The 20,261-nt window shown below is 35.8% G+C and carries 21 protein-coding genes and 1 other annotated feature; all 21 genes read left to right on the forward strand.

Annotated features, from left to right (window positions below; translation table 11 throughout):
* Positions 1–69: 69 nt before the first annotated feature.
* Complete coding sequence (gene spoVE / locus CS937_RS08245; protein ID WP_099157995.1) at positions 70–1,182, forward strand: stage V sporulation protein E; 1,113 nt, start codon at positions 70–72, stop codon at positions 1,180–1,182.
* A gap of 636 nt (positions 1,183–1,818) precedes the next feature.
* Positions 1,819–2,610: a cell division protein FtsQ/DivIB gene (locus CS937_RS08250; protein ID WP_099157996.1), complete on the forward strand. Its 792-nt coding sequence runs from the start codon at positions 1,819–1,821 to the stop codon at positions 2,608–2,610.
* Complete coding sequence (locus CS937_RS08255; protein WP_099157997.1) at positions 2,594–3,295, forward strand: DUF881 domain-containing protein; 702 nt, start codon at positions 2,594–2,596, stop codon at positions 3,293–3,295. Before CS937_RS08250 ends, CS937_RS08255 begins: the two co-directional genes overlap by 17 nt.
* A 5-nt stretch (positions 3,296–3,300) precedes the next feature.
* Positions 3,301–4,029, forward strand: coding sequence for a DUF881 domain-containing protein (locus CS937_RS08260; protein WP_099157998.1), 729 nt, complete (start codon positions 3,301–3,303; stop codon positions 4,027–4,029).
* A 2-nt stretch (positions 4,030–4,031) separates the two neighbouring features.
* Positions 4,032–4,400, forward strand: a complete 369-nt coding sequence (locus CS937_RS08265) for a small basic family protein (protein ID WP_099157999.1) — start codon at positions 4,032–4,034, stop codon at positions 4,398–4,400.
* Between the two features lie 169 nt (positions 4,401–4,569).
* Positions 4,570–5,856, forward strand: a complete 1,287-nt coding sequence (ftsA, locus tag CS937_RS08270; RefSeq protein WP_099158000.1) for a cell division protein FtsA — start codon at positions 4,570–4,572, stop codon at positions 5,854–5,856.
* A 219-nt stretch (positions 5,857–6,075) separates the two neighbouring features.
* Complete coding sequence (gene ftsZ, locus CS937_RS08275; RefSeq protein WP_099158001.1) at positions 6,076–7,218, forward strand: cell division protein FtsZ; 1,143 nt, start codon at positions 6,076–6,078, stop codon at positions 7,216–7,218.
* Between the two features lie 311 nt (positions 7,219–7,529).
* Positions 7,530–8,450 carry a sigma-E processing peptidase SpoIIGA gene (spoIIGA, locus tag CS937_RS08280; protein ID WP_099158002.1) on the forward strand — a complete coding sequence of 307 codons (921 nt, stop codon included), beginning with the start codon at positions 7,530–7,532 and terminating at the stop codon, positions 8,448–8,450.
* A gap of 16 nt (positions 8,451–8,466) precedes the next feature.
* A complete protein-coding gene (gene sigE, locus CS937_RS08285; protein ID WP_099158003.1) occupies positions 8,467–9,186 on the forward strand; it encodes an RNA polymerase sporulation sigma factor SigE in 720 nt (239 codons plus the stop codon).
* A gap of 127 nt (positions 9,187–9,313) precedes the next feature.
* A complete protein-coding gene (sigG, locus tag CS937_RS08290) occupies positions 9,314–10,093 on the forward strand; it encodes an RNA polymerase sporulation sigma factor SigG (RefSeq protein WP_099158004.1) in 780 nt (259 codons plus the stop codon).
* A 377-nt stretch (positions 10,094–10,470) separates the two neighbouring features.
* Positions 10,471–10,740, forward strand: a complete 270-nt coding sequence (locus CS937_RS08295; protein WP_099158005.1) for a YlmC/YmxH family sporulation protein — start codon at positions 10,471–10,473, stop codon at positions 10,738–10,740.
* A gap of 56 nt (positions 10,741–10,796) precedes the next feature.
* The gene (gene pgeF / locus CS937_RS08300; RefSeq protein ID WP_099158006.1) at positions 10,797–11,606 is read left to right on the forward strand and encodes a peptidoglycan editing factor PgeF; all 810 of its coding nucleotides are present in this window, start codon (positions 10,797–10,799) and stop codon (positions 11,604–11,606) included.
* A gap of 26 nt (positions 11,607–11,632) precedes the next feature.
* On the forward strand, positions 11,633–12,310 hold the full coding sequence (locus CS937_RS08305; protein WP_176555794.1) for a YggS family pyridoxal phosphate-dependent enzyme: 678 nt from the start codon (positions 11,633–11,635) through the stop codon (positions 12,308–12,310).
* Positions 12,311–12,322: 12 nt separating this feature from the next.
* Positions 12,323–12,760 carry a cell division protein SepF gene (locus CS937_RS08310; RefSeq protein WP_099158008.1) on the forward strand — a complete coding sequence of 146 codons (438 nt, stop codon included), beginning with the start codon at positions 12,323–12,325 and terminating at the stop codon, positions 12,758–12,760.
* A gap of 6 nt (positions 12,761–12,766) precedes the next feature.
* Positions 12,767–13,033: a YggT family protein gene (locus CS937_RS08315; protein ID WP_099158009.1), complete on the forward strand. Its 267-nt coding sequence runs from the start codon at positions 12,767–12,769 to the stop codon at positions 13,031–13,033.
* Between the two features lie 11 nt (positions 13,034–13,044).
* Complete coding sequence (locus tag CS937_RS08320) at positions 13,045–13,818, forward strand: YlmH family RNA-binding protein (protein WP_099158010.1); 774 nt, start codon at positions 13,045–13,047, stop codon at positions 13,816–13,818.
* 104 nt (positions 13,819–13,922) lie between these two features.
* Positions 13,923–14,426 (forward strand): DivIVA domain-containing protein, encoded by a 504-nt coding sequence (locus CS937_RS08325; RefSeq protein ID WP_099158011.1) that lies wholly within the window; start codon positions 13,923–13,925, stop codon positions 14,424–14,426.
* Positions 14,427–14,484: 58 nt separating this feature from the next.
* Positions 14,485–14,703 (forward strand) — a binding site (T-box leader).
* Positions 14,704–15,300: 597 nt separating this feature from the next.
* On the forward strand, positions 15,301–18,063 hold the full coding sequence (gene ileS / locus CS937_RS08330; RefSeq protein WP_099158012.1) for an isoleucine--tRNA ligase: 2,763 nt from the start codon (positions 15,301–15,303) through the stop codon (positions 18,061–18,063).
* A gap of 97 nt (positions 18,064–18,160) precedes the next feature.
* Positions 18,161–18,631, forward strand: a complete 471-nt coding sequence (lspA, locus tag CS937_RS08335; RefSeq protein ID WP_099158013.1) for a signal peptidase II — start codon at positions 18,161–18,163, stop codon at positions 18,629–18,631.
* Positions 18,628–19,539 carry an RluA family pseudouridine synthase gene (locus tag CS937_RS08340; RefSeq protein ID WP_099158014.1) on the forward strand — a complete coding sequence of 304 codons (912 nt, stop codon included), beginning with the start codon at positions 18,628–18,630 and terminating at the stop codon, positions 19,537–19,539. Before lspA ends, CS937_RS08340 begins: the two co-directional genes overlap by 4 nt.
* A 175-nt stretch (positions 19,540–19,714) precedes the next feature.
* Positions 19,715–20,257, forward strand: a complete 543-nt coding sequence (gene pyrR / locus CS937_RS08345; RefSeq protein ID WP_099158015.1) for a bifunctional pyr operon transcriptional regulator/uracil phosphoribosyltransferase PyrR — start codon at positions 19,715–19,717, stop codon at positions 20,255–20,257.
* Positions 20,258–20,261 lie beyond the last annotated feature (4 nt).

Here is a 20,261-nt window from a genome sequence, read left to right on the forward strand (position 1 = left end):
GTCACTGCAGATATGCAACTAGGAAGATGAAATAACGCCCCTATTCATTATGGATATGGGGTGTTTCTTTTGTTTCGAAATCTATTTAAGCATCAAAATGCACCAGATTATACCCTGCTTGTGGTAATCTTTTCTTTGATTATTGTAGGGGGAGTTATGGTTTATAGTTCGTCATATGTATGGGCGGAGTATAAATATGGTGATATGTTTTATTATTTAAAACGACAGCTCCTTTTTACCGGTGCTGGTATTATTGCTATGTTTTTTATTATGATAATTCCGTATGGTACATGGAAAAAATATGCAAAAATAATTTTATTAAGTTGTTTTATATTGTTATTACTCGTGCTGATTCCAGGAGTTGGTATGACACGTGGTGGTGCGCAAAGCTGGATAGGGGTGGGGGCATTTAGCATTCAACCTTCTGAATTTATGAAACTGGGATTAATTATATTTTTATCAGTGTATTTAGCGAGTAATCAAAAATATATTACTTCATTACGAAAGGGATTTATTCCTTCTTTACTATTGGTCTTTACTGCGTTCGGTTTAATTATGTTACAGCCTGATTTAGGGACCGGAGTGGTTTTGGTTTTAACTTGTATGGTATTAATTTATACTGCCGGTGCAAGGCTATCCCATTTTTTTGGACTAGCATTCTTTGGTTTAGTTGGATTTTTATTTTTAATTATATCGGCCCCATACCGTATCGCCAGGATTACAGCATTTTTGAACCCATGGGAAGATCCACTTGGTGATGGTTTTCAAATCATTCAGTCCCTTTACGCTATTGGACCAGGAGGATTAATGGGACTTGGTCTGGGTGAAAGCTTGCAAAAGTATTTCTACTTACCTGAGCCTCAAACCGATTTTATATTTGCAATAATAGGAGAAGAACTAGGCTTTATTGGTGGTACCTTTGTGTTAATATTGTTTGCGCTATTATTTTGGCGAGGCATTAAGATTTCACTTGGGGCGCCAGATCAATTTGGACGTTTTTTGGCATTAGGAATTGTATCGATGTTAACCATTCAAGTTATGATAAATATAAGTGTAGTAATTGGATTAATACCAGTAACTGGAATAACATTACCATTTTTAAGTTACGGAGGATCTTCATTGACGTTAACTCTTTGCTCTGTCGGGATTTTATTAAACATTAGTAGATATTCATCTGTATAAAATTGGCAGAAGGTTATAGATTGGTAATTGTTATATGACTGTATTCTAAGAGGTTATTATTTTATATTTATAAACAATAGACAATGCTGGAATATTTTCTTAAGTAAGTTCAATTCTCGCACTGTCGTCCGGGTCGATTCGGGCGGATGCGCACCTTAGGGCACGGCCACAGCCTCCGTTAAAAAAATAACGCTGTGGGATCTTCGGACACGTGCTGTTATGCGGTTTTATATAACTTCCTACTCCAGCTAATGGTTTATAAACAAAAACTAGTGGGAAATACACGTAGACTCCTGCGTGGAAAGCGAAGACGCTGAGACCCCACAGAGAGTGGTCATTGCGAGCGAGGAAGCTCAGCTGGAGCCTGCGGAAAGTGAAGTTTAATTCCGGAACGGTAGCTATAGCATTAACTTACGTCTTATTTTCTGTAAACTACTTATATTGTAAAAAAATCACGAAGAGGACCTTATGAGAATCTATCTATTACATAAACTGCTAATTTTGAATTAGGTTAAAACTAGGTAAAATGTACTACATGATTATGTGCGAGATGTGATATAATTCTAGTAACATGGCGAAACGGCATTTTATAGTGCCGTTTCATTTGTTAATTTTCAGTTAAAGGAAGATATAGGAATGAGCAAAAAGAATATTGTTTCGATTGAAGATCGCATTCCAAAATTGAAACAAGCCCGTAAAAAGAAGGCCAATAGACGCTTAATTTTTTATCTTTCTATTTTTTTCTTGCTTATAGCTGTTATTGTCTATTTACAATCTCCATTAAGTCATGTTAAAACTGTTCAAGTTACCGGTAATACATTCGTCTCTGAGAAAGAAATTATCGAACAAAGTAAATTATTGGATGACACAAATATTTGGACAATTGATAAGAAAGAAATCAATCAAGCTATTCATAAAAACCCTGTGATAAAGTCCGTTAGCTTAGACAAGAAGCTACCATGGACCGTTGAGATTAAAATAAAAGAATATAAGAAAGTTGGTTACATTAAAAAAGACGATCGTTATTATCCTGTTTTAGGTAATGGGCAACAATTGGATTCACTTGAACAAAAAACGTTAAATGGTGATGCTCCACTGTTATTAAATTTTACAGATGAAAAAGAACTGCAGAATATGACAAATGAATTAAAAAAGTTACCTCAAAGTATCTTGAATATTATCTCGGAGATACATTGGGTACCAACTGATGAGAATACGAAGAAAATTGTTTTGTATATGAATGATGGATTCATGGTAGATGGTACTATTCGAGATTTTGCAGAAAAAATGGAAGTTTATCCATCAATCGTCGCTCAATTAAAACCAGACAGTAAAGGGATTATCCATATTGGAGTTGGTGCCTATTTTGAATCATTTGACAAAAAAGAATCTAGTGAAGAGGAGATAGAGAATGAAACTGAAGGGTAGACATGTGGTTATTTCCCTTATTCTACTCGTTTCTGGGTTTTTAGTTGCATACAGTTACCAACATTCAAAAGACGATCCAAAAGTAGTACAACTATCTGAACAAAAATGGGAAAAGAATTATGAATATCGAAAAAAGGCTATTGAATTAGTTGACAAAAACAAAGAGTTACGGGAAGAGTTAGAAACAAAATTGCAAAAGATACAAGATTTGGAATCTGAGATTGCAGGTAAAGAGGAACTGGCCGGTCAATATGTAGAACAAAAGAAACAATTGCAAATATTGACTGGAAAATTAGCGGTAATTGGTGATGGTGTTAAAGTGACATTAAATGATGCCAATTATATTCCAAGTGAGGAAAATGTAAACAATTATATCGTGCACGAAAGTCACATACACAAAGTTGTTAACGAACTGTTTAGTGCAGGTGCAAAAGCAGTCGCGATAAATGGGCAACGTATTATGGAAGATACATTTATAGCTTGTATTGGACCGGTGATTTCTGTTGATGGAATAGAATATCCAGCTCCGTTTGTTATTAGCGCAATTGGTGATCCAGAAGTACTTTTTCCAAGTATTACATTGACAAATGGTGTTAAGGATCAGCTAGAAAATGAAAATATAGAAGTGGACATTACAAAGGTAAATGACTTGAAAATGGATGCTTACATTGCAGGGGACCGGTGATTTTCGTGAAATCAAAGTTTAAACTAGTCGTATTACTCGTATTTCTACTTGCGGGTTTTATGATAGCCGTGCAATTTCAATCCATCCAGAAACCTAAGGAACGAGATACAAGAGATACATGGGAACTACGTGCAGACATTCAAGAACAACAAAAAACACAGCAGCAATTGTATGCCAAAATTCAACAAGCTGAACAAACGATTCATCAATATGAAAATGATTCTGTTACACAAACAACAGCAACGTTAAAAAAATCTGTGCAAGCATTAAAGGAAGAGGCCGGATTAACCGAAAAAAAAGGGAATGGTGTTGTTTTTAAGGTTAAACCGTTATTCCATGAAGAGATGGATGATACGGATGTTCAGGTATTTCCTACGTTGAAACCTGAATTGTTGTCTCGATTTATTAATGAATTAAATAAATATGGGGCAACAGAAATTTCAATCGCTAATGAGAGAGTAATTAGTATAACACCGATTCGTAATGTAAATGGAACTATTTATGTGAATAACCATCCTTTACCCCCAATACCTTTTGAGATAAAAGTTTTGTCCGAAAACCCTGAAAAACTATTAAGCTACATGGAATATAGTTCAATACGTGATTATTTTGCTATTGAAAACATTAATTTGTTGGGGAAAACAAAAAACGAAATCGTGTTACCTAAGTATGATCAAGAAATTCATTTTAAATCAATCCACCTGCAAGAGGCTGAAGATGTGAACGGAGAATAAAAATGTGGTTACCTTTTGTTTTTTTACTATTTGGTATCGTGTTAGGATTATTAACAGATATTAGAATTCCAGAAGAATACACGGATTATCTTTCAATTGCAGTACTCGCTGCATTTGATACACTATTTGGTGGAATTCGTGCACATTTAGAAGGAAAATTCAATGATAAAGTATTTATTAGTGGTTTTTTCTTTAATGTTTCACTGGCAGCATTTCTAGCCTTTGTGGGAGTTCAAATTGGTGTTGATTTATACTTAGCAGCTGTATTTGCATTTGGCGTTCGACTCTTCCAAAATATAGCATTAATACGTAGACATTTAATAGAAAAAAGCTATTTTAAGAAGAAAAGGAAAAAAACAGTAAAAAAATAAAAGGAATTCAGCATTTTTTGTTGAATTATTTCATTAATATATTTTCTTTTTCTGTTTATTCCTATAGAATTATTAATTATAATAATATAATAGACGTAGTAAATGTAAAACGATCTGATTGTATATTCAGAAAATTATCGGATTCGTCTGAACTAGGAGGTGCCTTTCTTTGAACAACAGCAATGAAATACTAGTAAGTCTCGACATAGGTACATCAAAAATTAAAGTAATTATCGGAGAAGTATTGAATGATTCACTTAACATTATTGGTGTTGGTAGCGCGAAATCTAATGGCATGAAAAAAGGTGCTATCGTCGATATAGATCAAACCGTCCATTCAATAAAAAATGCAATTGAACAAGCAGAGAGAATGGTAGGAATGCAAATTGATAGTGTGGTTGTTGGTATTAATGGCAATCACGTTCAATTACAAACCTGCCATGGAGTTGTAGCCGTACAAAGTGAGAACAGGGAAATTGGTGATGAAGATATAACGAGAGTACTTGATGCTGCGAAGGTTATTTCCATACCACCAGAACGAGAAATTATCGATGTCATACCAAAACAATTTATTGTGGACGGATTAGATGAGATAAACGATCCGAGAGGTATGATTGGTGTTCGTTTAGAAATGGAAGGTACAATTATTACATGTTCAAGAACTGCCTTACATAACATTTTAAAATGTGTGGAGCGTGCAGGGTTACAAATTTCTGATATTTGCCTGCAACCACTCGCGGCTGGATCTATCGCATTATCTAAAGATGAGAAAAATCTTGGCGTAGCGTTAATTGATGTTGGTGGAGGATGTTCAACAGTATCAATCTTTGAAAATGATCATTTAGTATCTACAAGTGTTGTTCCACTTGGTGGGGATAATATTACAAAAGATTTATCCATTGGACTAAGGACATCAACAGAAGAATCTGAGGATATTAAGATCAATCATGGTCACGCTTTTTTCGATGATGCTCGAGAGGATGAAACATTTGAAGCATCAATTATCGGTAGTAACACTTCTCAAACCTATAATCAACTGCAAATTGCTGATATGATTGAAGCTAGATTAGAAGAAATATATGCTTTTGCAGAACGAGAAATTAGGAGAATGGGGTACCATGAATTACCAGGTGGTTACGTTTTAACAGGTGGTACAATGAAAATGCCTGGTGTTTTAGAATTAGCACAGGATTTATTCCAATCAAATGTTAGAATGGCAATACCAGATTACATAGGTGTAAGAGAGCCACAATATACAGCAGGCGTTGGAATCTTGCAATTTGCCTATCGTAATGCGAAAATACAAGGAAAAGAATTACTTCCATCTGTGATCGTAAATTCTTATGAACAACCAAAACCAAAACGAGCAAAGAAACAGCCACAATCAGAAGAACATACGGAAAAGAAGAAAAAGGAATCCGGAATCGCTAATTTGTTTAAGTATTTCTTTGATTAGACAAGCGTTCCTAGCCAAAAGCGAAAGTGCCCGTATTGCTACGTACGGACTGGGCTGTTTAACGCGGGTGATTCAATGTTGCCGCGCAAAGCAGTGATCTTAATCGAATATTCCTATCAAAGGAAATCTACTAGTCGCTGGGCACTGAAGCTAGACATGGCAATGATACACTTAACTTCTAGTACACTTGTAATTTTGCATAATTAGGAGGAACGATTTATGTTAGAGTTTGATACAAATATGGACCAACTTGCGACAATAAAAGTTATCGGTGTCGGTGGTGGCGGAAATAACGCTGTTAACCGCATGATTGAACACGGTGTTGAAGGTGTTGAATTCATCGCTGTTAATACCGATGCACAAGCACTAAATCTGTCAAAAGCAGAAGTAAAAGTGCAAATTGGTGGTAAGCTTACTCGCGGATTAGGTGCGGGTGCCAATCCAGAGGTTGGTAAAAAAGCTGCCGAAGAAAGTAAAGAGCAACTTGAAGAAGTACTTCAAGGTGCTGACATGATATTTGTTACAGCTGGAATGGGTGGAGGAACTGGTACGGGTGCTGCTCCAATCATTGCACAAATTGCTAAAGATCTTGGGGCATTAACTGTAGGTGTCGTAACACGCCCATTTTCGTTTGAAGGAAGAAGAAGGTCAACTCAAGCAATATCGGGTATCGAAGCATTAAAAAACAGTGTTGATACTTTAATTGTTATACCAAACGATCGTTTATTAGAAATCGTAGACAAAAATACTCCAATGCTGGAAGCGTTCCGTGAAGCAGATAATGTTTTACGTCAAGGTGTACAAGGTATTTCAGATTTAATTGCAAAACCAGGCTTGATAAACGTTGACTTTGCTGATGTTAAAACAATTATGTTTGACAAAGGTTCTGCATTAATGGGAATTGGTGTTGCAACTGGTGAAAATCGTGCAACAGAAGCCGCTAAAAAAGCTATTTCATCACCGTTGTTAGAAACATCAATTGACGGTGCACATGGAATTTTAATGAATATTACTGGTGGAGCTAATTTAAGCCTCTATGAAGTTCAAGAAGCTGCAGATTTAGTAACTTCAGCTGCTGATAATGAGGTCAATGTTATTTTTGGTTCGGTTATTAATGAGAACCTAAAAGATGAAATTATTGTAACGGTAATCGCTACAGGCTTTGATGAAAATCAAAAAGTTGATAATCAGCCAAAACAGCGTCCAGTCATCAATCATAAACAACATGCTGCAACAACGATGAACGATGATGTTCAAAGAGATTCATTGAATCAGCAACAGCAGCAACCACAACGTTCCAAACAAGAAGAAGATACGTTGGATATACCAACATTTCTACGTAACCGTAATCGAAACAGATAAGTAGATATATAATGAAAAAGGTCAAACTGATAGATTTATCGGTTTGGCTTTTTTTGTTGCTAGATTTTATAAATGTAAAGTGAAAATTAATGATGAACGATTAAATTAGCTACATGCAAAGAATAAACCCATGTAGCTTTTTATTCTCCGACAAACTCCCTAAAAACTTGTTAAAATTAGCATTTTTATGCAGACAAGAAGTGACAGACTTTGCCTATATAGTTCGGTATACTTTCTTTAACTTAGGTAATCCTATGAAATTTTACATATTAAATGGATTCTTAAGTGGCCTTGAAGAAAGGAAGAGTGTAGTGACTATATATCTCGATGCTGTCTGGATATTGAATTTTCTATTGGATATGATGCTCCTAATGCTTGCGCAAATTCTAGCAAAAGACAGTACGAGAAAAATTAGAATTGTTTTTGGAGCATTGATCGCTTCTATGCTCGTGCCATTATCACTCTATTTTCCAGATTCCTTTTTTACTACTGTTATCGGAAAAGTTATCTATTCGATAATTATTATTCTATGTAGTTTTAAGTTTTATTCTGTTTATCAGTCTTTCAAAATGCTTTTGTTATTTTATTTCACTACTTTTGCTATTGGGGGTGGGTTAGTAGCATTACATTTTTTATTCCAAAATCCGATCGGTTTATCGGCATCAGGATTACTTACATATAATGCTGGATATGGTGATCCTGTCAGTTGGCTGTTTGTTGTTATCGGATTTCCAGTAATTTGGTGGTTTACGAAGATTCGTATGGACAAGCACGCAACCGAAAAAATTCGCTATGACCAACTATATCCAGTTACGATACAGATCAATAATAAGACAAATTCAACTACTGGATATATTGACAGTGGTAATCAATTAGTCGATCCGTTAACAAAAAAACCGGTAATCATTTGTGATGAGCAGTTTTTAAAAAAATGGTTTTCTGAAGATGAATGGGGTCAGTTAAAAGATGCACATGAAGAATTAAACTTTGAAAAAATTCCTGGGGATTGGGAAAAGCGAATTCAGATTGTTCCTTATCAAGGTGTAGATGGTAGACGTACGTTTATGTTGGCAATCAAGCCTGACAATTTAATTGTCTACTATGATTCAAAAAAAATTATCACAAGAAAGATTTTGATTGGAATTCAATTCGCAGATTTAACGAATGATCAACGTTATCATTGTTTACTTCATCCACAAATCATAAAATTAGCAGCTGTTGATACAGCATAAAAAGGAGAGATAAAATTTGAGAAAATGGAAACTTCGGATGCGTTTATGGTGGTATAATCTTTTAATCAAGCTCGGGATTAAATCTGATGAAATTTATTATATTGGAGGAAGCGAAGCATTACCACCACCATTATCCAAAACGGAGGAACAAGAATTACTTGAACTTTTACCAAAAGGAGATAAGGGTGCACGGGCAATGCTCATTGAGCGAAATCTCCGTTTGGTCGTTTATATCGCACGTAAATTTGAAAATACGGGGATAAACATTGAGGATTTGATTAGTATCGGAACTATCGGATTGATCAAAGCCGTGAATACGTTTAACCCGGAAAAGAAAATTAAACTGGCTACATATGCATCAAGATGTATTGAAAATGAGATCTTGATGTATCTCAGGAGAAATAATAAATTAAAATCGGAAATTTCATTTGATGAGCCGTTAAATATTGATTGGGATGGAAATGAATTACTATTGTCCGATGTACTGGGTACTGATGATGATATCATTACGAAAAATCTTGAAAGCAATGTTGATAAACATTTATTAAAAAATGCCTTATCAACCTTAAATGACCGGGAAAAGCAAATCATGGAATTACGTTTTGGATTAGTCGGTGAAGAAGAGAAAACCCAAAAAGATGTTGCCGATATGCTTGGAATTTCACAATCGTATATTTCGCGTTTAGAGAAGAAAATAATTAGACGCTTAAAAAAAGAATTTAATAAAATGGTCTAGCCTTGTGAACACTAGAATGTCGACAATATTTTACCTATTTCAACACAAATAGGATTGCATAAAAACCCTCTTAGGGGGAGATACTGTCCATGAAGAACAGCATCTCCAACTGGGAGGGTAGAACAGAATGATTAGACATAAAGTAGAGATATGTGGTGTTGATACATCGAAGTTACCTGTTTTGAAGAATGAGGAAATGAAAAAGCTATTTGTAAAAATGCAAGAGGGGGACATATCCGCCCGGGAAGAACTTGTTAATGGGAATTTACGCCTGGTTTTGAGTGTGATTCAGCGATTTAATAATCGTGGAGAGTACGTTGATGATTTATTTCAAGTAGGCTGTATCGGGTTAATGAAATCAATTGATAACTTTGACTTGGGACATAATGTTAGGTTTTCAACATATGCTGTGCCAATGATTATTGGCGAAATCAGAAGATACTTAAGAGATAATAATCCAATAAGAGTTTCAAGGTCATTACGTGATATTGCTTATAAAGCGCTTCAAGTAAGGGAAAAATTGATTAATAAAACATCAAAAGAACCTACTCCACAGGAAATAGCTGATGAAATGGGTGTACCTCATTCTGATGTCGTATTTGCAATGGATGCTATTCAAGATCCAGTATCATTATTTGAACCAATTTATAATGATGGTGGAGATCCGATCTTTGTCATGGATCAATTAAGTGATGATAAAGACAAGGATGAAAATTGGCTAGATAAGCTTAGCTTGAAAGAAGGAATGATTCAATTAAATGCTAGGGAAAAAATGATATTAAATAAACGATTTTTCCAGGGAAAAACGCAAATGGAAGTTGCCGATGAAATAGGTATTTCACAGGCGCAAGTATCAAGATTAGAAAAAGCTGCTATTCAGCAGATGAATAAACAGATGTTTGAATAAGGAAAATGCATTCGTTCTTTTCCGAAAGTATGAGGTTAGGTGATAAGAAAAGCGGAGTAGACGATTTCAGCAGCAATAAAATACGTTGTTGCTTTGTAATAAACTTTAATAGATGCTGAGAGCACTGAGAGCAGATACACGTATGCAGGAACAGTTACCAGAGTGAGACACTTTAGTAGATCAATTGGAGGCGGGGCTCATGGGTCTCCACGAGAAAGCTTAGTGTATGCTGACGCAGGTTAAATAACACCAATCTATACAAAAATAGTCTTTATAAAAAGGGACAGGTAACAGCCTGTCCCTTTTGTTATGCCAAATTTCATACGAAAAATTCCTGTTTTCCTGCATATATATTTATAATAAGGTGGGTGAGGGATATGATGAAGCTGTCGGAATTGCAATTAAAAGAAATTATTGTTGTGGAAGATGGTAAACGATTAGGTCATATTTTCGATCTTGAGCTAGATGTTAATAATGGGAAAATACTTTCTTTGATTATAATGGGGAAAAAAGCAGGTTTATTTGGAAAAATAGATGAAATTACTATACGCTGGGAACAGATTGTAACAATTGGATCAGATGTTATTTTGGTAAGAAGAAGTGAAAATTCACCTCAATTATATTTGCAAAAGGAGGTGAAATATTAATATATCCGCAAATTATGATAAAATGATACATGCATATCCAACAGGAGGGGAAAGAAATGAATGAAGCTTTTAATCAAAAGGATATATCCTATTTACATATAGAAAAATGGCAGGAACTAAATCCCAATTTACGAGTAGGTTTTACAACTAGAAAAGGTGGTATTAGTAAAGAACCTTTCAAGTCATTCAACCTTGGATTACATGTACCAGATGATAAAAATGACGTTATTAAAAACAGACAATTATTATCAAGTAAATTAGATATTCCACTTGACGATTGGGTAGCTGGAGAACAAATCCATTCCAATCGAATCAAGATAATAAATAATAAGGATAAAGGGAGAGGGGCAGTCTCGTTTCAAGACTCATTAGAAAGTATTGATGGGATAATTACAAACCAAGCTGGTATATTATGCACAGCATTTTTTGCGGATTGTGTTCCATTATTTTTCTTCGATCCTGTGTCAAACTATATCGGAATTGCCCATGCAGGATGGAAAGGTACTGTGAATCGTATTGCTGAACAAATGGTTCTAAAATTACAAGAAGCTGAGGTTGATATTTCAAATCTTTTAGTAGCTATCGGTCCTTGTATCTCACAGAAAGCGTATGAGGTAGATGATTATGTAATCAATCATTTATCAAAAGAAATGATTGATAAAACTGCAATCAAAACAAAACATAATCACTATTTATTGGATTTAAAGCAACTAAATGTAGAAATCCTTTTACAATGTAATGTATTACGTAATAATATAGATATAACAAATTATTGCACGTTACGTGATGAATCGTTATTTTTTTCACATCGCAGGGACAATGGGAAGACTGGAAGAATGCTAGGGTATATCGGTTATAAACCTTGACGATGCTAGAGAGGAGAGAATTAAGAGTGACTGTAGCTGCAAACTTAGAAGAAATTCGTACTAACATAAGACAAGCCTGTAATAACAGTAATCGTGATCCTGAAGAAATTACAATAATTGGCGTAACGAAATATGTTACAATAGAACGAACCGAGGAAACGATTGAAACAGGTATTAAAAATCTTGGTGAAAATCGTCTAGAAGGTTTCCTGGAAAAATATAATTACATACAGGATAGAGCAACTTGGCATTTCATTGGAACCCTGCAATCGAGAAAGGTAAAAGAAATAATTGATAAGATTGATGTCGTTCATTCACTAGATCGTAAATCATTAGCCAAAGAAATTAACAAGCGTAGCAAAAAACCTATCGATTGTTTTGTTCAAGTAAATGTAAGTGGTGAAGAATCAAAACATGGACTAGCACCTGATGAGGTAATATTTTTTATCGAGAGTATAGCTAACTATGAAAATATCCGTATTGTCGGATTAATGACAATGGCACCTCATGTTGATGATGAAGAGACAATTCGGAATATATTTAGAAATTTAGCAACCTTAAGAAATACGGTCCAGGAGAAAAATTTAGAATTTGCACCTTGTCATTATTTATCAATGGGAATGAGTAATGATTATAAAATTGCAATTGAAGAAGGTGCCACACACATCCGTATCGGTTCAAAATTAGTTGGATCTGAAAACTAGTGAGGTGAAAACATGACCATTAAGAACAAATTAAAAACATTTTTTACACTGGATGATGAATATGAATATGTAGAAGAAGAAATCGATTTACCAGAGGATAATTCAACCCCTCAGCGAAGAAGTCAGAAAGGGCAAAATGTAGTTAATCTAAAGAGTATGCAGCAGCCTGCATCAAAAGTAGTGCTTTGTGAGCCAAGATCATACAATGAAGCACAGGAAATAGCAGACAATATTGTGAATAGACGTGCAGTCGTTATCAATTTACAACGTGTTGATCACAACCAGGCAAAAAGAATTGTTGATTTTTTAAGTGGAACTGTTTATGCCGTTAATGGTGATATTCAAAAGCTTGGATCACAAACATTTCTTTGTACGCCTGACAATGTCGATGTTTCTGGAACGATTTCAGAGGCATTTGTAGATGAAGATGAAATGGAGAGAGGGTGGTAACCAATTATGTACCAGCTATATAATATTTTAGATACTGCGATTGTCATCTATAGCTATGCATTGATTGTGTATATATTTATGTCATGGTTCCCAGGAGCTCGAGAATCAACATTTGGTAGCCTTTTAGCAAGAATAACAGAGCCATATTTAGAGCAATTTCGAAAAATCATTCCACCACTTGGTATGATAGATCTATCCCCAATTGTAGCGATTTTTGTTTTGTATCTAGCAAGAATGGGTCTGCTTGAACTTTTCAAAATGATTTTATATTAAGGTAGTGTACGATGGATATATATCAGCATTTTCGAAGAGATGAACAACCTTTTCTTGATCAAGTATTATCGTGGAAAGAACAGGTTGAAAAAACGTATCAGGAAAAGTTAACTGATTTCCTTGATCCAAGAGAACAACAAATAATGGATACGTTAATTGGCACCAATCATGAAGTCTTATTGCATGTTTTTGGTGGGGGAATACATACTGAAAGAAAACGAGCATTGTTAGCTCCGTTTTATGAAGAGATAACAGACGATGATTTCGGTCTTACATTAATGCAAGCTTCGTATCAGGATAAATTTATTTCGTTAACACACAGGGATGTAATGGGAGCTTTTTTGTCCCTTGGAATTAAACGCAAGAAGTTTGGTGATATTTATGTTGGAAATGGTATTGTGCAAATCGTGATGGCCGATGAGATTGCCCCATTTGTTCGTGCCAATCTAACTGCTATCAAAAAAGCAAAGATTAAGCTAGAAGAAAAACCGATGTCTCAACTTTTGGAGATAGAAAGAAATTGGGTAGCATCGGATAAGACTGTTTCGTCATTACGGTTAGATGCTGTACTAAAAGAAATATATAATGTATCACGCAAAGATGCAGCTGATTTAATAACGAAAAGTTTTGTCAAAGTAAATTACAAAGTAGTTGAAGATACAGCGTTTATTTTGCAAGAAGGAGATCTTATTTCTGTTCGAGGAAAAGGTAGAAGTAAATTAAATGGGATAAATGGACAATCGAAAAAAGGTAAGTGGAAAATTCAAGCGGCTATATTAAAATAATTTAGTTTAGGTGCAGGAATTTTCCGTTTTATGTCGAATTATAACGTAATAAGGAATTATAATGATATTTTATTAATGCAATTATTCGTAAGGAGGTGGCCATTGTGCCATTATCGCCGTTAGATATTCATAATAAAGAGTTTACAAGAAGTTTTCGTGGGTATGATGAAGATGAGGTCAATGAATTTTTGGACCAAGTAATTAAGGACTATGAAATTGTAATTCGTGAGAAAAAAGATTTGAAGGAACAAGTAGAACAATTAAATGAAAAGCTTGGTCATTTTACAAATATCGAAACAACCTTAAACCAATCGATCCTAATTGCCCAGGAGACTGCTGAAGAATTAAAAGGTAATGCTTCGAAAGAATCCAAATTGATTATTAAAGAAGCAGAGAAAAATGCTGACCGTATTATTAACGAGTCATTGGACAAATCTCGTCGCATATCACTGGAAGTTGAAGAATTGAAAAAACAGGCAAAAGTATTTCGAACTCGTTTAAGAATGCTTGTGGAAGCACAATTAGATATGATTGGGACCGATGATTGGGAACAATTATTCGATGAGGAAATGGGCGAAGAACTTGAATATGCAGAAAATAAATCATAAGTCTTGACGATAATTCAATTTATGCATATAATTTTAAAACATAGATTTGAATTTAATAGTAAATACGATGACGGAGACAGTACAAAAGCAGGGTATCTGTTGAGCGAATCAGGGTATGGTGGAAGCCTGATACAGAAGTGCTTTTAGAACATCACTCCCGAGTATCCATTCGAACGGTTACCTAGTAGAAATGGACGATTCATTCACGTTACGAATTTTGAGTGAATTTAAATGATAAATTTATTAGGGTGGTACCGCGAGTCTTCTCGTCCCTTGTTGGGATGACGAAGGCTTTTTTATATTTAAAGGTTGTTTTCTAAGGAATTGTTGTTTTTGACATAAAATAAGTAAACATGTGACGTAACAACCTATTCTCGGTCCACCGTCCGAGATCGCTACGGGCGGATGCGCACCTTAGGGCATGGCCTTAGCCTCCTCGAGAAGACCACACTGCGGGGTCTTCGGACACGTGCTGTTCTGAGCAGGACAAGGAATACTTCGAGAGCTTTTGCATCGCACGAAGAAAATTGGTTTGTATTTTCGAGGAGTCACCGCCCTCCGCTCACCCGGACTAGTGATGTGCTATCATGTGGTTTTATATAATGTCCTACTCTAGCTAATGGTTTGTAAACGTAAAACTAGTGGAGGAAATATACGTAGACTCCGCGGGAAAGCGAAGACGATTAGACCCCGCAGAAAGTGGGTTTCTCCGAGGAGGCTGAATCGTTGCCCGCGGAAAGCGCAGTGTATTTCCGGAACGGTTGCCCAAGCATAAATTTACGTGGCATTTTTTGTCAACTATGAAAGTATAAAACAACAAAATTAAAGAAAAGAGCCTGTATATTTAAAAGACTAATTAAGGAGGAATTGCATCATGGATTACAAAGAAACATTACTTATGCCAAAAACAGAATTTCCAATGCGTGGGAATTTACCGAATAAAGAACCATTAAGACGAAAAGAATGGGATGAAACAGACTTATATGAAAAAAGTCTTGAAAGAACGAAAGGTAGACCATTGTTTATCCTTCATGATGGACCTCCATATGCAAATGGTGACCTACACATTGGGCATGCATTAAATAAAATTTTGAAGGATTTCATTACACGCTATAAATCAATGGCAGGCTATCATGCACCATATATTCCCGGCTGGGATACACATGGATTACCGATTGAAACTGCGTTGACGAAAAAGAAAAAAGTAGACCGCAAAAAAATGAGTGTCGCTGAATTCAGGGAAAAATGTGCTGAATACGCCATGGGCCAAGTCGATAACCAGCGTTCACAATTTAAAGAGCTTGGTGTTCGTGGCGATTGGGATAATCCATACATTACACTTACGAAAGACTATGAAGCAGCACAAATTAAAGTATTCGGTGAAATGGCTAAAAAGGGTTACATTTATAAAGGATTAAAACCTGTTTATTGGTCACCATCATCTGAATCGGCGCTTGCAGAAGCTGAAATCGAATATCACGATAAACGTTCACCATCCATTTACGTTGCATTTAGCGTTACAGACGGAAAAGGACTACTTGACGGTGGAGAGAAATTTGTTATCTGGACGACAACACCTTGGACAATTCCAGCTAACCTAGGAATTAGTTTACATCCAGATTTTGAATATGCTGTAGTTGCCGTTAACGGTGAAAAATATGTTATTGCACATGATTTGTTAGGTGCAGTTGCAGAGGAACTTGAATGGGAGAACCCTGAAGTAGTTAAGACTTTCAAAGGTCAAGAAGCGGATAAAATTGTTGCAAGACACCCATTTTATGATCGTGATTCACTCATCATGCTCGGTGACCACGTTACAACAGATGCTGGTACTGGTTGTGTTCATACAGCGCCAGGTCATGGGGAAGATGACTTTTATGTATCAAGAAGTTATGGAATCGATGCATTTTGCCCTGTTGATGAAAAAGGGGTATTTACCGATGATGCTCCAGGTTTTGCAGGTACATTCTATGATACAGCAAACAAACCGATTACAGAAAAGCTGGAAGAAGTGGGTGCATTACTAAAACTAAAATTCATTACACACTCGTATCCACATGACTGGCGTACGAAGAAACCAACAATTTTCCGTGCAACTTCACAATGGTTTGCATCAATAAAGGATTTCCGTCAAGATATTTTAGACGAAATCAAACGAATCAATTGGTATCCAAGCTGGGGAGAAACCAGACTTTACAACATGGTTCGTGACCGCGAAGACTGGTGTATTTCTCGACAACGTACTTGGGGCGTACCAATTCCAGTATTTTACGGTGAAGATAGAACACCAATTATCACAGATGAAACAATCGAACATGTGTCGAAATTGTTTAATGAACATGGATCAAATGTATGGTTTGAATGGGATGCGAAGGAACTTTTACCAGAAGGATTCACTTCTGAACATAGTCCGAATGGTACATTCACCAAAGAAACAGATATCATGGATGTATGGTTTGATTCTGGGTCGTCACATGAAGCAGTATTAATGGGACGAGAAGACCATAGACGTCCTGCTGATGTATATTTAGAAGGCAGTGACCAGTATCGTGGTTGGTTCAACTCTTCCTTATCAACTGCAGTAGCGGTAACTGGAAAAGCACCATACGAAAATGTTATTAGTCACGGATTTGTTTTAGATGGAGACGGAAGAAAAATGAGTAAGTCACTTGGTAACGTTATTCTTCCATCTAAAACCTTAAAACAGTTAGGTGCAGATATTTTACGATTATGGGTGTCTTCTGTTGACTACCAAGCAGACGTAAGAATTTCTAACGATATTTTAAAACAAGTCTCTGAAACGTATCGTAAAATTCGTAACACATTCCGTTTCGTATTGGCGAACATTGCTGACTTTGATCCGGCAAAAGACCGGGTGGCAGATACTGATTTAGAAGAAGTAGATCGTTATATGCTTCACCGTTTACAAGGTTTAATTTCAAACGTTCGTGAAAGCTATGACAAATTTGAGTATTCGCCAGTTTATCATCAAATTCATAATTTCTGTGCAGTGGATTTGAGCTCGTTCTATCTGGATTTTGCAAAAGATATTTTATATATCGAAGCAAAAGATGATCATCGTCGTAGAAGTATTCAAACGGTTTATTATGATATTTTGACAAGCTTAGTCAAATTATTAACACCGATTATTCCACATACTGCAGAGGAAGTTTGGGAGTACATTCCAGGAACAGAAGCAGAATATGTTCAATTAACGGACATTCCTGAGCCAAAAACTGTGTTTGAAAACAACGATGCCTTAGAAAAATGGGATCACTTTATGAAGGTTCGCGATGATGTATTAAAAGCACTTGAAAAAGCACGAAATGAAAAAGTAATTGGTAAATCGTTAGAAGCAAAATTAACGATTGTTGCAAAAGATAACAAAACGAATGAAGTGCTTGCACAAATTCCGCACATGCATCAATTATTAATTGTTTCACATGTTGACGTTATTGAAAATGCTGACGGAGTAAGTGAATACCGTTATGTTGATGTGAAAGTTGAAAAGCATCCAGGTGAAAAATGTGAACGCTGCTGGGTAGCTTCGGAGACTGTTGGCGAAGATAAAGACCATCCAGAACTATGTACACGTTGTGCGGATATTGTAAAAGAGCATTATACAACAGCAAAATAAAGCTTGTTAGAAAATACTCCTCTAAGAGCAGAGGAGTATTTTTTATGGTAAAATAAAATGCATTAGAAATAGTATTGGAGAAATCGGAGGACAAAGAATGTATTGGTACTATATTATTGCAGTAATCATTATCGGAATTGATCAGTTTACAAAATGGATTGTCGTAAAAAATATGGAGTTATATGAACAAATTACAATTATTGATGACTTTTTCTATCTAACTTCACATCGAAACACTGGTGCAGCATGGGGAATTTTAGAAGGTCAAATGATTTTTTTCTATCTCATTACTGCAGTTGTAATTATTGGCGTCGTTTTCTACATGCAAAAATATGCCAAGGATAGTATATTATTAGCTATCTCGTTAAGTTTAATTCTAGGCGGGGCAATTGGTAACTTTATTGATCGGATATTCCGTCAAGAAGTTGTTGATTTCCTTGATTTTATTATCTTTAATTATGATTTTCCGATATTTAATGTAGCGGATTCATCTTTATGTGTAGGTGTTTGTCTTGTATTAATTGCTACATTTATTGATGAGAAAAAGAAGGGAACGACAGCATCATGACCGATCAGCAATATGAAGTTCAAGCTGAGCAAAGTAAAATACGAATTGATAAGCTTTTAGCTGAAATTAATCCAGATAAATCACGCTCACAGGTGCAAACGTGGATCAATCAAGATTTGGTTACGGTTAATGACTGTATAGTAAAGTCCAATTATAAATGCCATACGGGTGATATTGTTAAATGGTCAATTCCAGAAACAAAGCCAGCAGAGATTAACCCGGAAAAAATACCATTAGTTATCGTGTATGAGGATAGTGATGTCATTGTTGTCAATAAACCAAAAGGAATGGTAGTTCATCCCTCAGCAGGCCATTCCGGTGGTACGCTGGTAAATGCATTACTTTATCATTGTCATGATTTATCAGGTATTAATGGGATAGAAAGACCTGGAATTGTACACCGTATCGATAAGGACACGAGTGGGTTACTGGTCGTTGCTAAAAATGATCATGCACATGAGTCGCTAGCTGCCCAGTTGGCAGAAAAAGACGTGGAGCGCAAATACGAAGCAATCGTTCATGGGGTGATTGAACATGAGAATGGCTTGATTGATGCCCCTATTGCTAGAGATCCAAAAGATCGGCAAAAGATGGGGGTAGTCGATAATGGAAAACCTGCTGTAACTCATTTTAAGGTTCTTAAACGGTATGAACGATTCACACATGTTGAATGCCAGCTGGAAACTGGAAGAACGCACCAGATACGTGTTCATATGAGATATATTGGATTTCCGCTTGTAGGTGATCCGAAATATGGTCCTAGAAAAACGTTAGGTAATAATGGACAAGCTTTACATGCAAGGGTCCTCGGATTTACGCATCCGCGGACGAATGAATGGTTGCAATTTGAAGTAGAAGCGCCAATGGAATTTAAGGGCATTTTGGATCAAGTAGAAAAAATGTATTGACAGGCAGAGTTGAATTTGAAATAATAAATGCAATGAAATAATGATCCTTTAAAAATTAGTCCCGTGAGGCTAAAAAGGAAACGGAATCTATACTGTACGTATGAATACGTATATCCAAATCCCTTTTTCCTCATGGAGAAGAAAAGGGATTTTTTCTATATATAGAGGTGAGAACATGAAGAAAAAGACCGAAGTACTCGATCAACCTGCAATTAATCGGGCATTAACCCGGATTGCTCATGAAATCGTTGAAAAAAATAAAGGTGGGGAAAACCTTGTTTTAGTAGGAATCAAAACAAGAGGTGTTCCAATAACAAAACGTTTGCAGGAAAAAATTAAACAAATAGAAAATATAACCGTACCGGTGGGTGAATTAGATATCACACTTTACCGCGATGATTTAGAAAAATCGGTTGAGAATAGTGAACCAGAACTAAAAGAAACAAACATTGAAGTCGAGCTTACAGGCAAAAAAGTGATTTTGATTGACGATGTTCTCTTTACAGGCCGTACTGTGCGTGCTGCAATGGATGCGGTAATGGATTTGGGCAGACCATCCCAAATTCAACTAGGCGTATTGATTGACCGAGGGCACAGAGAATTACCGATCCGCGCTGACTATGTTGGAAAAAACATTCCTACATCTGAACAGGAAATAATTGTTGTTCATTTAAATGAAACGGACGAAGCGGATCAAGTGTCTATATACGAAAAATAAAATA

Source organism: Virgibacillus ndiopensis (assembly GCF_900187325.1).
Classification (GTDB): domain Bacteria; phylum Bacillota; class Bacilli; order Bacillales; family Amphibacillaceae; genus Virgibacillus_E; species Virgibacillus_E ndiopensis.